At 67.8% G+C, this 12,296-nt stretch carries 12 protein-coding genes; 7 read left to right on the forward strand and 5 right to left on the reverse strand.

Annotated features, from left to right (window positions below; genetic code table 11):
- Positions 1–15: 15 nt before the first annotated feature.
- Entirely contained in the window at positions 16–1,653 is a 1,638-nt protein-coding gene (locus tag EDC36_RS02060; RefSeq protein ID WP_132961600.1) for a 3-(methylthio)propionyl-CoA ligase, read from the reverse strand.
- A gap of 170 nt (positions 1,654–1,823) precedes the next feature.
- Here EDC36_RS02060 and EDC36_RS02065 point away from each other — a divergent pair, with 170 nt between their 5' ends.
- From EDC36_RS02065 to EDC36_RS02085, 5 genes are read left to right on the forward strand one after another with little or no spacing between them, the layout of a single operon-like run.
- A complete protein-coding gene (locus EDC36_RS02065; RefSeq protein WP_132961601.1) occupies positions 1,824–2,546 on the forward strand; it encodes a Crp/Fnr family transcriptional regulator in 723 nt (240 codons plus the stop codon).
- A complete protein-coding gene (msrB, locus tag EDC36_RS02070) occupies positions 2,543–3,013 on the forward strand; it encodes a peptide-methionine (R)-S-oxide reductase MsrB (protein ID WP_132961602.1) in 471 nt (156 codons plus the stop codon). The genes EDC36_RS02065 and msrB overlap by 4 nt, the downstream gene beginning before the upstream one ends.
- 8 nt (positions 3,014–3,021) lie before the next feature.
- Positions 3,022–3,555 (forward strand): septation protein A, encoded by a 534-nt coding sequence (locus EDC36_RS02075; RefSeq protein ID WP_132961603.1) that lies wholly within the window; start codon positions 3,022–3,024, stop codon positions 3,553–3,555.
- Complete coding sequence (locus EDC36_RS02080) at positions 3,552–3,854, forward strand: BolA family protein (protein ID WP_132961604.1); 303 nt, start codon at positions 3,552–3,554, stop codon at positions 3,852–3,854. Before EDC36_RS02075 ends, EDC36_RS02080 begins: the two co-directional genes overlap by 4 nt.
- 27 nt (positions 3,855–3,881) lie before the next feature.
- Positions 3,882–4,658: a peptidylprolyl isomerase gene (locus EDC36_RS02085; protein WP_132961605.1), complete on the forward strand. Its 777-nt coding sequence runs from the start codon at positions 3,882–3,884 to the stop codon at positions 4,656–4,658.
- 6 nt (positions 4,659–4,664) lie between these two features.
- On the opposite strand, the gene EDC36_RS02090 is transcribed toward EDC36_RS02085, so the two are convergent.
- Both EDC36_RS02090 and EDC36_RS02095 read right to left on the reverse strand, forming a co-directional pair.
- On the reverse strand, positions 4,665–5,624 hold the full coding sequence (locus EDC36_RS02090; RefSeq protein ID WP_132961606.1) for a lysylphosphatidylglycerol synthase transmembrane domain-containing protein: 960 nt from the start codon (positions 5,622–5,624) through the stop codon (positions 4,665–4,667).
- Positions 5,591–6,634 (reverse strand): glycosyltransferase family 2 protein, encoded by a 1,044-nt coding sequence (locus EDC36_RS02095; RefSeq protein ID WP_243646434.1) that lies wholly within the window; start codon positions 6,632–6,634, stop codon positions 5,591–5,593. Before EDC36_RS02095 ends, EDC36_RS02090 begins: the two co-directional genes overlap by 34 nt.
- Before the next feature lie 125 nt (positions 6,635–6,759).
- Here EDC36_RS02095 and EDC36_RS02100 point away from each other — a divergent pair, with 125 nt between their 5' ends.
- Positions 6,760–7,986 (forward strand): nucleotide sugar dehydrogenase, encoded by a 1,227-nt coding sequence (locus EDC36_RS02100; protein ID WP_132961607.1) that lies wholly within the window; start codon positions 6,760–6,762, stop codon positions 7,984–7,986.
- The gene (locus EDC36_RS02105; RefSeq protein WP_132961608.1) at positions 7,986–9,011 is read left to right on the forward strand and encodes an NAD-dependent epimerase/dehydratase family protein; all 1,026 of its coding nucleotides are present in this window, start codon (positions 7,986–7,988) and stop codon (positions 9,009–9,011) included. The genes EDC36_RS02100 and EDC36_RS02105 overlap by 1 nt, the downstream gene beginning before the upstream one ends.
- A 52-nt stretch (positions 9,012–9,063) precedes the next feature.
- Here the strand turns inward: EDC36_RS02105 and clpB are convergent, their stop codons facing one another.
- Positions 9,064–11,667 carry an ATP-dependent chaperone ClpB gene (clpB, locus tag EDC36_RS02110; protein WP_132961609.1) on the reverse strand — a complete coding sequence of 868 codons (2,604 nt, stop codon included), beginning with the start codon at positions 11,665–11,667 and terminating at the stop codon, positions 9,064–9,066.
- A gap of 127 nt (positions 11,668–11,794) precedes the next feature.
- The gene (locus tag EDC36_RS02115) at positions 11,795–12,292 is read right to left on the reverse strand and encodes a molybdenum cofactor biosynthesis protein MoaE (protein WP_132961610.1); all 498 of its coding nucleotides are present in this window, start codon (positions 12,290–12,292) and stop codon (positions 11,795–11,797) included.
- Between the last annotated feature and the right edge of the window lie 4 nt (positions 12,293–12,296).

Raw genomic sequence — 12,296 nt, forward strand, 5'->3', positions numbered from 1 at the left:
CGTCGCCGCAGGCCGTCAGGTGCCCGGCAGCCGGTAGTCGGCCAACATTTCGCGCAGCTTCATCTTTTGCATCTTGCCCGTCGCCCCGAGCGGGATGCTGTCGACAAACACCACGTCGTCCGGAATCTGCCACTTGGCCAGCTTGCCTTCGTAAAACGCCAACAGCGCTTCCCGGGTGACCTCGGCGCCGGGCTTTTTGACCACCACGACGATCGGCCGTTCGTCCCACTTGGGGTGCTTGACGCCGATGCACGCCGCCATCAGCACCGCGGGGTGGGCCATCGCGATGTTTTCGACGTCGATCGAACTGATCCACTCGCCGCCGGACTTGATGACGTCCTTGCTTCGGTCGGTGATCTGCATGTAGCCATCGGGGTCGATGGTGGCGACATCGCCGGTGGGGAACCACCCATCCACCAACGGGCTGGGCTGACCGCTGCGGTAGTAATCCCGAATGACCCACGGGCCACGCACCAGCAGGTCGCCCTGGGTTTTGCCGTCCCAGGGCAGCTCCTGCCCTTGGGCGTCGACGATTTTCATGTCGATGCCAAAGATGGCGCGCCCCTGCTTGAGGCGGATTTTCATCTGCTCCTCTTCGGGCAGCTGCAGGTGCTTGTTTTTCAGCGTGCACAGCGTGCCCAGCGGACTGAGCTCGGTCATACCCCAGGCGTGCAGCACCTCCACGCCGTACTGTTCGCGAAACGCCTGGATCATCGCCGGCGGGCAGGCCGAGCCACCGATCACGGTGCGCTGCAGGTGCGGCAGCTTGAGGCCGTTGGCGCCCATGTGCGCCAGCAGCATCTGCCACACCGTTGGCACCCCCGCGGCCATCGTCACGCGCTCGGCGTCCAGCAGCTCGTACACCGACTTGCCGTCCAGTTGCGCCCCCGGCAACACCAGCTTGCAGCCCACCGCCGCCGCCGAGTACGGAATGCCCCAGGCGTTGACGTGAAACATCGGCACCACAGGCAACACACAGTCGCGCGCGCTCAGGCCCATCACGTCCGGCAGCGCAGCCGCGTAGGCGTGCAGGATCGTGCTTTTGTGGCTGTACAGCGCCGCCTTCGGGTGGCCGGTGGTGCCGCTGGTGTAGCACATGCTGCTGGCGGTGTCGTCGGGGAACACCGGCCACGTGTACTGCGCCGGATGCGGTTCGATCCACGCTTCGTACGACACCAGGTTGGGGATGCTGCCATCGGCGGTCAGGCGCGCCAGGTGTTCATCGTCGCACAGCGCCACCCAACGCTGCACGGTGGGGCATTTGCCGTGGATGGCCTTGACGATGGGCCAAAACGTCATGTCAAACGCCAGCACCCGATCTTCGGCGTGGTTGACGATCCAGGCGATTTGCTCGGGCAACAAGCGCGGGTTGATGGTGTGCAACACGCGCCCGGAGCCGCTGACGCCGTAGTACATCTCGAAGTGGCGGTAGCCGTTCCAGGCCAGCGTGGCCACCCGCTCCCCTTGCGGCAGCCCCATGGCGTCGAGCGCATGGGCCAGCCGCCGGGCACGCTGCGCCACTTCGGCGTAGGTGGTGCGGTGGATGTCCCCCTCCACCCGGCGCGACACGATCTCCACGTCGCCATGGTGGCGCGCGGCGTGCTCGATCAAATCGGCAATCAACAGGGGGCGGTCTTGCATCAATCCCAGCATGGTCTCCGACTCCTCATCAGGTGGATGGCGGGGCGCTTGGGCAGGCGCCCCTGGTTTTGATCTTCCGCTAAGCTTACGACGATGGCCAACCGCCCTGAAGCGGGCAAGCCACCGAACCCGTCCGTGCAACCCCCTCAGTTGTCGCGTACCCGACATTCCCGCACCACGCCATGACGCTCGACCCCCGCCACCCCGTGCGCATCTTTTTGTCGCAGCAGCCGTGGTTTCACGACTTGGAGGCAACAACGCAGCACGAGCTGGTGCACGCCATGCTGCTGCAGCGCGCGGCGCGCGGCGAGCTGCTGGTGCGCCGCGGCACCGAGGTCGTGGCCTGGTGGGCCGTGCTGGCCGGCATGGCCAAGCTGCAGACCGAGGGGCCGCACGGCCGCGTGTCAGCGTTTTTGGGCGTGCCGGCAGGCGAATGGTTTGGCGAAGGCACCGTGCTCAAGGGTGGCCCGTGGCGCTACGACGTCGTGGCCGTGCGCGACACCACGCTGGTGGGCATGCCGCTGGCCTGGTTTCGGCGCCTGCACGCCACCCATTTGCCGTTCAATCACTTTTTGATCGACCGGCTCAACGAGCGCCTGGGGCAGGCCATGACGGCCATCGAAGCGGGCCGGCTGCGCACGCCGCAGGAGCGGGTGGCGCAAATCCTGCTGATGTTTTGCAGCGCCGGCGTGCCGCGCATCACCCTGTCGCAGGAGGATCTGGGCCACCTGGCAGGGCTGTCGCGCCAGACGATCAACCGGGTGCTCAAGCAGTTCGAAGCGCGCGGCTGGGTGACGCTCGATTTCAGCCGGGTGGAGGTGTGTTGCAGCGCCTCGCTGCACGCGCTGCTGCGTCACCCAGGTACGCTGACGCCCCCCACCCCCGCCCCGACCACCGCGCCATGACCGACCCCGACACCACCGCTTTTCCCCACCGTCCCAGCGACGACGCCTGGCAGGCGCGGCTGCGCGAGCGCGTACAGCGCGGCGAAGCCGAACCGCTGGCGTGGGCCGTGACACGCCACGCCGCCACCGAGCCTCCGTTCAGCGGCCGCTACGAAGCGTGGTGGCGCCCCGGGCGCTACCACTGCATCGTGTGCGACCGGCACCTGTTCAACAGCGACCACAAATTCGACGCCGGCTGCGGCTGGCCCAGCTTTTGGGCCGCGCAGCCAGGGGCCATCGCCGAGCGGCTCGACCGCAGCCACGGCATGGTGCGCACCGAAATCCTGTGCGCCGGCTGTGGCGCGCACCTGGGGCATGTGTTCGACGATGGCCCGCCGCCCACCGGCTTGCGCTACTGCCTCAATTCGGCCGCGCTGCGCTGGACCGATGGCCACAACACCCCCACGGGTGGTGGCCCCCGCGCATAATCGCGCCCATGCGTTGGTTGCTCGATTTCGCGCCGCTGGTGGCGTTCTTTGTCGCGTACCGCTGGGACGGCATTTACACCGCCACGGCGGTGCTGATGGCGGCCACCACCGTGCAAATGGCCATCATCTACGCGCTGGACCGGCGGCTGCAGGCGCTGCACAAAATCACCTGGGCGCTGATCTGCGTGTTCGGCGCGCTGACGTTGGCGCTGCACGACGAACGCTTCATCAAATGGAAGCCCACCGTGCTGTACGGCGCGTTGGCGCTGACGCTGGCCGCGGCCCTGTGGGGCTGGCGGCGCAACGTGCTGCAACTGTTGCTGGGCAGCCAGCTGCCCTTGCCCGCCACCGTGTGGCATCGCTTGACGCTGGCCTGGATCGTCTACTGCGTCCTCATGGCCGTGCTCAACGGTGTCGTCGCGACGTGGTGGTCCACCGACGCCTGGGTCGATTTCAAGCTCTGGGGCTACGTCTTCCCCTTGGCCTTCATCGTCGGCCAGGGGTTGTACGTCGCCCGTCACCTCAAGGACGACACCGCATGACCCCCAGCACCCCCCGCAGCCAGCCCAGCGCCGAATTGCTGGCCGCGTTGTTGCGGCAACGCTTGCAGCCACGGCAGCTGGAAGTGATCGACGAAAGCGCGGCCCACGCCGGCCACATGGAGGCCAGCGCCAGCGGTCGCGGCACCCACTTTCGGGTGCGTATCGCCGCCGACGTGCTCGACGGCCTCAGCCGCGTGGCGGCCCATCGCCTTGTGTATGATGCGTTGCGCCCGGCGTTCGACGCCGGCGTGCACGCGCTGGCGTTGGAAATCGAACGTTCACCCGCGCCCGCCGTGTGATCCACCCCTTTGCATCCTGACGTCCTGATGAAACACACCCTCACCCGCGCCGTGCTGGCCATGGCGTTGGCCAGCGCTGGCGCTGCCCATGCGCAAAACCTGGCCATCGTCAACGGCAAGCCCGTGCCCAGCGCACGCCTCAAGGCCTTGGAGCAGCAAGTCGCCCGCTCGGGCCGCCCGGTCGACGACCAGGTGCGCGCCCAACTGAAAGAAGAAGCCATCCTGCGCGAAATCTTCATGCAGGAAGCCGAGCGCCGCGGCCTGCGCGCGTCGCCGGAGGTCAAAGCGCAACTGGAGCTGGCCACGCAGACCGTGCTGATCCGCGAGCTGTTCGCCGACGAGCAGCGCCGCCACCCGGTCACCGACGCCGAGCTGCGCGCCGAGTACGACCGCATCGCCCAGGCCATGGGGCAGGAATACCGTGCGCGCCACATCCTGGTCGACAGCGAAGACGAGGCCAAAGCGGTGCTGGCCGAGCTGGCCAAAGGCGCCAAGTTCGAGGACCTCGCTCGACAACGATCCAAAGACAAAGGCTCGGGCGCCAACGGTGGCGACCTGGATTGGGCCACCCCCGACGTGTTCGTGCCGGAGTTCGGTCAAGCCATGGCCCAACTGGGCAAGGGCCAAACCACGGCCGCCCCGGTCAAGACCCAGTTCGGCTGGCACATCATCCGCGTCGACGACGTGCGCAAGGCCCAACTGCCTGACTTCGAAACCGTCAAGCCGCAGCTGCAGCAACAGTTGCAGCAGCAAAAGCTGGCCAAGTTCCAAGACGAACTGCGCGCCAAAGCCAAGGTGCAGTGAGCGGCCTCACGCGCTGCCGGGCTGGCGCGGCAGCGGCAGCAGCCCCAGCGGCGCCTGCAGCAGCGCGTAGGCGCCAAACAACAACGACATCCCCACCGCTTGGGCCGGCGGCACGTCCAGCAGGGCCAGCACCGCGGCGCTGGCGGCTTCGCGCGTGCCCCAGCCGCCCATGCCGACGGGCAGCGCCGCCGCCACGAAGATGGGAACGGCGGCCGGGGCCAGCCACCACCACGCCAGCGACAAGCCCACCGCCTGCCCGGCGGCCCACAGCGCGGCCACGGTCACGGCCTGCGCCCCGACCGACGCCAGCAACTGCTGCCGCCAGTGGCGCGCGGGTTCGTGCTGGGCCAGCGTGGCCCACCAGCCCCACCACCGATGGCGCCCCCCCGTCGGCGCTACCCCGCCGCGCAGCAGTGCGCGCGGCAACCACGCCAGCGCCACCACGGCCACGCCCAGCGCGGCGGCCCACGGGCCCGGCGTCCCGCCGGGTTGCACCCCACGCAGCGCCGCAGCGTCGGCCAGCAGCGCCGCCACGGCACACCCACCGCCCAGCAGCGCCAGTCCCCACAAGCCGCTGAGGCGGTCCAGTACCACGCTGGCGCTGGCGTGCGGCCAGTCCAGCCCAGTGCGTTGCAAGGCCCAGGCGCGCCATACATCGCCGCCCACCGTGGCCCCCGGCAGCACGGCGTTGAGCGCCACGCCGCGCAGGTAGGCCACCCACGCCCATGGCCAAGGAACCTCGTGCCGCAGCCAACGCACCAGCGCACGCCACCGCCACGCGCATGCGGTGTTGGCCAACAAGGCCAACGCGCCCCCCAGCGCCGCCCAAGCCGGGTCGGCCCCGGTGAGCGTGCGCCCCACGTTCGACCACCCAACGGCGTGCATCAGCGCCGCCAGCAGCGCCAGCGACACCACCGACCGCAGCAGCAGCTTCACTCCACGCGTGCGCGGTGTTGTCCAGCGCATGCGCCGTCCCCCGGGCCGGGCAGCGGCCGGGTGTGGTACTGCGGTCGGGCCGCCCCCTCGTGGTAGATGCGGATCAGCAACTCTCCCGTCAACCCCGCCACGACGAGCTGCGCCCCCATCAGCACCATCATCACGCCCGCCATCAACAGCGGCCTGCTGCCGATGTCTTCACCCATCAACTTGACACCGAGCAGGTACGCCAGAATCAACAACCCCGGGGTGAGCAGCCACAGCCCCAGGCCACCGAAGGCGTGCAACGGACGCTGGCGGTAGCGCAAAAAAAAGACGATCAGCACCAAGTCCAGAATCACGCGGAACGTGCGGTCGATGCCGTACTTCGACCGACCGCGCGTGCGCGGATGATGTCGCACCGGCACTTCAACGATGCGCGCACCGGCCTCGCGCGCCAACGAGGGAATGAACCGGTGCAGCTCACCATACAGCCGGATGCGCTCGATGATCTCGCGCCGGTACGCCTTCAGCGCGCAGCCGTAGTCGTGCAGCGGCACCCGCGTGGCCCACGAGATCAGCCGGTTGGCCAACACCGAGGGCAGTTTGCGTGACAGCGCTTTGTCCTGCCGCTGGTGCCGCCAGCCGGAGATCACGTCCACCTCGGGGTCACGCTCCAGGCGTTCGATCAGCGCCGGGATATCGTCCGGATCGTTTTGCAAATCCCCGTCCAGCGTGACGATGTAGCGCCCACGTGCGCGCTCGAATCCCGCTTGCAGCGCCGTGGACTGCCCGTAGTTGCGCGCCAACACCACCGGGTGCAGCCACGCGTGCCGCTGGGCCAGTTGCGCCAACAGGGCGGCGCTGTCGTCGGTGGAACCGTCGTCCACGCAAATCAATTCGAACGACCACGGCGTCGGTCCCAGCGCCTGCTGCACACGCTCAACCAACTCGCGCAAGTTGTCGCGTTCGTGGTAAACCGGCACCACGATCGACACGTCGGGGACGCCCTGAGCAGTGCTCGGGGGCGGGTTGGCGTTGGGCATCACTTCAGAAGGCATGGTGTGCAAACCTCGTGCAAACGAAGGTCAGGCGCGAGGCCGGGGTGCGGCGGCATTGTAGTGGGCCGCTGCCGTATACTGCGCCGCGCCTGACCCCGGCGCATCGGCCGTCGCCCAGCCACCCCATGACCGCACCCAGCCTGCTTCCGACCTCACCCCGCATCACCGTCGCCGGCGCCGGCTACGTCGGCCTGGCCAATGCCTTGCTGCTGGCGCAGCACCACGATGTGACGGTGCTGGACATCAACCCCGAGCGGGTGGCCGCGCTGCGCCAGCGTCGCCCCCCGGTGCATGACGCGCTGGCGGCCCAGTGGCTGGCCGAGCGCGCCGAGCTGCGCCTGCACGCCACCACCGACGCCGCGCAGGCGCTGGCGCAGGCCGACCTCGTCATCGTCGCCACCCCGACCGACTACGACCCCAACACCAATGCCTTCGACACCAGCAGCGTCGATGCCGTCGTCGCGCAGGCGCTGCAGGTGCACCCCAGCAGCACCATCGTCATCAAGTCCACCGTACCGGTGGGCTACACCGCCGCGGCGCGCCAGCGCCACGGCACCGAGCGCATCGTCTTTTCGCCGGAGTTCTTGCGCGAAGGCCTGGCGCTGCACGACAACCTGCACCCCAGCCGCATCGTCGTGGGGGACCGCGGCGCGCGTGGCCAGTGGGTGGCCGAGCTGCTGCGCCGCGGAGCCCTCCGCCGCGATGCCCCGGTGCTGCTGACCGACCCCACCGAAGCCGAGGCCATCAAGCTCTTTGCCAACACCTACCTGGCCATGCGCGTGGCGTTTTTCAACGAGCTCGACACCTACGCCGCCACCCACGGCCTGGACACGCGCCAAATCATCGACGGCGTGTGCCTGGACCCACGCATCGGCCCCGGCTACAACAACCCAAGCTTTGGCTACGGTGACTACTGTCTGCCCAAAGACACCAAGCAGCTGTTGGCCAACTACCAGCAGGTGCCGCAAAACCTCATCGGCGCCATCGTGGCGGCCAACGCCACGCGTAAAGACTTCATCGCCGAGGACGTGCTGCGCCGCCTGGCCACGCTGCCGCGTGGGGCGCAGCCGCCGGTGGTGGGCGTGTACCGCCTGGTCATGAAGGCCGGCAGCGACAACTTTCGCGCCTCGGCCATCCAGGGCGTCATGAAGCGGCTCAAGGCCAAAGGTGTCTCGATCATCGTCTACGAGCCCGCGCTGCACGCGCCGCACTTTTTCCACTCGCTGGTGCTGCACGACCTGGACACCTTCAAACGCCAAGCCGACCTGATCCTCGCCAACCGCCACCACCCCGATTTGGCCGACGTCGAGCACAAGGTCTACACGCGCGACTTGTTCGGGGGGGATGCGTGATGCGTGTCTTCATCACCGGCAGCGCCGGCTTCATCGGGTTTCATCTGGCGCGGCTGTTGCTGCAACAAGGCCACAGCGTGCACGGCTTCGATGGCCTGACCGACTACTACGACGTGCGCTTGAAGCAACGGCGCCACGCGCTGCTGCGCGAGCACCCCAACTTCACCGCCACCGAAGCCATGCTGGAAGACGCCCCCGCCCTGCAAAAGGCGGCGCAGGCGGCGCAGCCCGACGTCATCGTGCACCTGGCTGCACAGGCCGGCGTGCGCTACAGCCTGGAAAACCCCCGCGCCTACATCGACGCCAACCTGGTGGGCACGTTCAACGTGCTGGAGGTGGCCCGAGCGCTCAAGCCGCGCCACCTGCTGATGGCCTCCACCAGCAGCGTCTACGGCGCCAACTCGGAGATGCCCTTTGGCGAGCAGCAAAAGACCGACTGGCCGCTGACGCTGTACGCCGCCACCAAGAAAGCCAACGAGGCAATGAGCCACGCCTGGGCGCACATCCACGGCGTGCCCACCACGATGTTTCGCTTCTTCACCGTCTATGGCCCGTGGGGGCGGCCGGACATGGCGCTGTTCAAATTCACCCGCGGCATCCTGGAGGGCACGCCGATCGACATCTACAACCACGGCGACATGTGGCGTGACTTCACCTACGTGGACGACCTGGTGCGCGCGATCGGGTTGCTCATCGATGCGGTGCCGCCCGCGCCCGGCGAGCGCACGCCCGAGCACGGCTGGCAGCCCATCGAGGGCGACACACTGAGCCCCGCAGCGCCGTGGCGGGTGGTCAACATCGGCAACTCCGACAAGGTGCGGCTGCTGGACTTTGTCGAGGCCATTGAAGCCGAAGTGGGCCAGCGCGCCGTGCGCAAGTTGCTGCCGCTGCAAACGGGCGACGTGCCGGCCACGTGGGCCGACTGCTCGCTGCTGCAGCGCCTGACCGGCTACCGGCCGCACACACCGTTTCGGCAAGGCGTGGCGGCGTTCGTGCGCTGGTATCGCGACTACCACGGCGTGTAGGCCGCCGCTGCCCGAATGGCGGGAAGCGGGCCGAGCCGAGGCCCGCGCCGCCTCAATGCACCGTGCGGCCAAAGATGAACTGCCCAGGGGCGCGGACCGGGTCGACATCGACCGGGATCTCGCTCTTGGGCGGGAAGCGCCCTTCCAAGATCAGCTTGGACAGCGGGTTTTCGATGCGCTGCTGGATCGCCCGCTTCAGCGGCCGCGCCCCGAACACCGGGTCGTAGCCCACCTTGGCAAGCTCCTCCAGCGCCGCGTCGGTGAACGTCAGCGTCAGGTCCAGCTTGGCCAGCCGCTCTTGCAGCGTGCGCAGCTGGATGCGCGCGATGTTCTTGATGTGCTCGTTGGACAGCGGGTGGAACACCACGGTCTCGTCGATGCGGTTGAGGAACTCCGGCCGGAAGTGGGCTTTGAGCTCCTCCCACACCGCTTCCTTGATGTCCTCCATGTCGTGCCCCTGCGCGGCCAACTGCTGGATGCGCTGCGAGCCGATGTTGGAGGTCATCACGATGACGGTGTTTTTGAAGTCCACCGTGCGGCCCTGCCCGTCGGTCAGGCGGCCATCGTCGAGCACCTGCAGCAGCACGTTGAACACGTCCGGGTGGGCTTTTTCCACCTCGTCCAGCAGCACCACGCTGTAGGGCTTGCGCCGCACCGCCTCGGTCAGGTAGCCGCCCTCCTCGTACCCCACGTAGCCCGGCGGCGCGCCAATGAGGCGACTGACCGAGTGCTTCTCCATGAACTCACTCATGTCGATGCGGATCATGTGCTGCTCGCTGTCGAACAAAAAGCTCGCCAGCGCCTTGCACAGCTCGGTTTTGCCCACCCCGGTGGGCCCAAGGAACAGGAACGACCCAAGCGGCCGGTTCGGATCCGACAGCCCTGCGCGTGCACGCCGGATGGCGTTGGACACCGCGGCGATCGCCTCGTCCTGACCGACGACGCGCTCGTGCAGCTTATCTTCCATCTGTAGCAGCTTTTCACGCTCGCCCTGCATCAGCTTGGACACCGGGATACCGGTGGCGCGCGACACCACCTCGGCGATCTCTTCGGCCCCTACCTGCGTGCGCAGCAGCTTGAAGCCCTTGGCGCCGTCCTCGCCGGCTTCACGCGCCTGCGCTTCCTGCAAGCGGCGCTCCAGCTCCGGCAGCCGGCCGTACTGCAGCTCGGCCACCTTGTTGAAGTCGCCCTTGCGCTTGAGCTCTTCGATCTGAAAGCGGATGCGGTCGATCTCCTCCTTGATCTGCGCCGAACCCTGCACCTGGGCTTTTTCGGCTTTCCAGATCTCTTCGAGATCGGCGTACTCCCGCTCCAGCTTGGCGATTTCTTCCTCGATCAGCTCCAGGCGCTTGCGCGAGGCCTCGTCGGTCTCTTTGCGCACCGCCTCGCGCTCGATCTTGAGCTGGATCAGCCGGCGCTCGAGCTTGTCCATCGCCTCCGGCTTGGAGTCGATCTCCATCTTGATGCGCGCCGCTGCCTCGTCGATGAGGTCGATGGCCTTGTCCGGCAAGAAGCGGTCGGTGATGTAGCGGTGGCTGAGCTCCGCCGCGGCGACGATGGCCGGGTCGGTGATCTCGACGCCGTGGTGCAACTCGTACTTCTCCTGCAGTCCGCGCAGGATGGCGATGGTGGCCTCAACGCTGGGTTCGTCGACCAACACCTTCTGGAAGCGCCGCTCCAGCGCCGCGTCCTTTTCGATGTACTTGCGGTATTCGTCCAGCGTGGTGGCACCAATGCAGTGCAGCTCGCCGCGGGCCAGGGCGGGCTTGAGCATGTTGCCGGCGTCCATCGCGCCTTCGGCCTTGCCGGCGCCCACCATCGTGTGGATTTCGTCGATGAACAGGATGATGCGCCCTTCCTCGGCGGCGATTTCCTTCAGCACCGCCTTGAGGCGCTCCTCGAACTCGCCGCGGTACTTGGCGCCGGCCAGCAGCCCCGCCATGTCCAGCGCCAGCACGCGCTTGTCCTTGAGCGTCTCGGGCACTTCGCCGTTGACGATGCGCTGCGCCAGACCCTCGACGATCGCCGTCTTGCCCACGCCCGGCTCGCCAATGAGCACCGGGTTGTTTTTGCTGCGCCGCTGCAAAATCTGGATCGTGCGGCGGATTTCGTCGTCACGGCCGATGACCGGGTCGAGCTTGCCCTGCCGGGCCCGCTCGGTCAGGTCCAACGTGTATTTTTTCAGCGCCTCGCGCTGGTTTTCGGCTTCGGGGTTGGTCACAGCTTGCCCTCCTCGCACGGCGTCGATGGCCGCTTCCAGTGCTTTGCGGTTCAGCCCCGCGGCACGGGCCGCGTCGGCCAGCATGATCTTGCTGTCGGCCAGCGCCAGCAAAAACAGCTCGCTGGCGATGTATTGGTCACCGCGCTTGAGCGCCTCTTTTTCGGCCGCCTGCAACAGCGTCACGGTGTCGCGCCCCACCTGCACCTGCTCCTGCCCTTGAACCTGAGGCAGGCGCTGCACCGCGTCCTCAGCCGCTTTTTTGAGCTGCGCCACGTTGACCCCGGCGCGCTGCAGCAACGCCCGCGGCCCGTCCTGCGCCAACATGGCCGCCAGCACGTGCGCCGGCTCGATGTACGCGTGGTCCTTGGCCAACGCCATCGATTGGGCCTCGGCCAGTGCTTCTTGGAATTGGGTGGTGAGTTTGTCGATGCGCATGGAAACAGCTCCAATGATGAACTGATTCCCACATGGGGCGCAGCGTCCCCCGTTTCAAGGGCACGCGCGTTGCGCTGGATCAAACGTCGTGCGCCCTCGGTGGCCCCACGCGCGGGCGGCGCCCACCTCAGCCGGCCACGGAACCCGCGTTGCGCGCCTCAATGCCCCAGCGCGCCAGCGCCGCATCGTCGCTGACGCGCGCATCAACCCAACGCGCCCCGCTGGGGGTGTGCTCTTTTTTCCAAAACGGCGCCTGGGTTTTGAGGTAATCCATCAAAAATTCGCACGCGGCAAACGCCTGCCCACGGTGCGCCGACGTGACCGCCACCAGCACGATCTGGTCTTGCGGTTGCAGCGGGCCCACGCGGTGGATGACGCGCACACCGCGGATGTCGAAGCGGCGCGCAGCCTCGTCGATCATGGCGTCGATGGCGCGTTCGGTCATGCCGGGGTAGTGCTCGAGTTCCATTGTCGCCACCGCCACGCCTTCGCTGACATCGCGCACCGTGCCCACGAACGCGCACACCGCCCCCACCCCCGGATCGCCCGAACGCAGCGCGGCCACCTCGGCGCCAAGGTCGAAGTCGGCGGTTTGGATCGTGACGCTGCGCCGCTGCAACGCCATGGCC

Source organism: Tepidimonas ignava (assembly GCF_004342625.1).
In the GTDB taxonomy this organism is placed as follows: Bacteria; Pseudomonadota; Gammaproteobacteria; order Burkholderiales; family Burkholderiaceae_C; genus Tepidimonas; species Tepidimonas ignava.